2 protein-coding genes are annotated in these 1,681 nt (G+C 74.0%); one reads left to right on the plus strand and one right to left on the minus strand.

Annotated features, from left to right (window positions below):
• Window positions 1-42 precede the first annotated feature (42 nt).
• Window positions 43-705 carry a class F sortase gene (locus AB0O40_RS37770; protein WP_365050884.1) on the minus strand — a complete coding sequence of 221 codons (663 nt, stop codon included), beginning with the start codon at window positions 703-705 and terminating at the stop codon, window positions 43-45.
• Window positions 706-1,038: 333 nt separating this feature from the next.
• On the opposite strand from AB0O40_RS37770, the gene AB0O40_RS37775 reads away from it, so the two are divergent.
• Complete coding sequence (locus tag AB0O40_RS37775) at window positions 1,039-1,569, plus strand: hypothetical protein (protein WP_365050887.1); 531 nt, start codon at window positions 1,039-1,041, stop codon at window positions 1,567-1,569.
• The last annotated feature ends 112 nt before the right edge of the window (window positions 1,570-1,681 follow it).

Here is a 1,681-nt window from a genome sequence, read left to right on the forward strand (position 1 = left end):
GCGGAGGATCCGCCCCGGGGCCCCGCGGCGTGTCCGGACCGCTCAGCGGGCCTCCACCATGCGGGCGAAGACGACCACGTTGCCGTCGTAGCCCCGGGCCTTGGAGTAGCCGCCGCCGCAGGTGATCACCCGCAGCTCCGGGTGGCCGGTGTCGCCGTAGACCCGCGCCCCGGGGAACTCCGCCTTGGAGAAGACCTCCACGCCGTACACCTCGAAGACGGCGGTGCGCCCGTCGTACCGGCTGACCTCGATGCGGCTGCCCTTGTGGACCGAGCCCAGGCCGTAGAAGACGGCCGGTCCCTGGGCGTTGTCCACGTGCCCCACGATCACCGCGGAACCGCGCATGCCGGGGGCGATGCCGTTGAGGTACCAGCCGGCCAGGTTCGGGTCCTGGGGCGGCGGTGCGTCGATCCAGCCCTCGGCGTCCAGGCCCACCGACATGACGGGGGCGTCGACGTTGATCGAGGGGATGCGGATCCGCTCGACCGTGGAGTGGCCCATCACCTCCAGGTCCGCCGGCGGCACCGGGGCGGCCGTGGCGAGGGTGTCGGAGGCGGCGCTCACCGCGGCGGCCGCGGCCGGCTGCGGCGGGCCCGGCTCGATGTTCGCGCCGTTCCGCATCATGGCGAGGCCGGTGAGCATGACCAGGGCCAGCGCGCCCCAGGGGGAGCGCCTGCGCGGTTGCCCGGTCTCGTCCTCGGTCATGGTTCTCCCTTCCCGACGCGGGTTCCGGTGTCCCGCGTTCTCTTCCCCCATCCCCTCGCACGCTAAGTCCGCCGCGGCACGATGGCGAGGAGGGAGGGGCGAACGGGTGGTGGGGGCCGGAAGGGGTGCAGCCATCCGAGTAAATGTCAGATAAGCATCTGATGGGGTGTGACCTGGGGCTCCGTCAGATTCGCTCGGCGTGTCGCCTCCATCGGGCGGACGAATGCGGACATGCGCGGCATCCGAGCCGAGGTGATGGTTCGTCACGGGAGGCGTTCTCGTCGATCAGCCCGGAGCCACCGCTCCGGGGCGCTTCCCGCTGGAGGTTCCACCATGCGTGTTTCGCGCACTCTCTCGGCGGCCGCCGCGGCCTTCGCCGTCCTCGGTCTCGCGACACCCCTCGCCGTCGCCGGCGGCGCCCCCGGGGGTGGGGGCGGGCCCAGCAACATCACCGTCAATCCGTTCGCCGTCCACCAGGGCTCCGTGATGGACGTCAGCGCCTCCGGCTGCCGCCAGGGCGGCGTCGTGTTCTCCGGCGACGACCGCGGTCGCGGCCGGGACCGCGACCGCGTCTTCGACGAGACCGAGCTGCGTCCGGGGGCCATCAGCTTCGCGCGGGTGCGGATCTACGACCACGCCGACCCGGGCCACTACGAGCTGTCCGTGCGCTGCCACGGCAGCAGCATCATCGGCACCCACCAGTTCCAGGTGCTGGCCGGCCGAGGCGCCCAGGGCGGCCTCGGCGGCTCCTTCGGCCCGACCGCCACCGAGACGGCCATCGGCGCCGGCCTGGTCGGCACCGCCGCCCTGGGTGCCGGCGTGCACCTGATGCGCCGTCGCCGTACGACCCGCGGTCGCATCTGACCGGCCGACCTCCCCGGTCGGATCGCGGAACCGCCCGTCGCCCCGAGTCCGGGGCCGGGGTCGGGGCGGCCGGCGGGCGGGGTGGGGGGGGGAGCGGGGGCGGCACTGGCGG

Origin of the sequence: Streptomyces sp. NPDC089919 (assembly GCF_040684615.1) — a bacterium.
GTDB lineage: Bacteria > Actinomycetota > Actinomycetes > Streptomycetales > Streptomycetaceae > Streptomyces.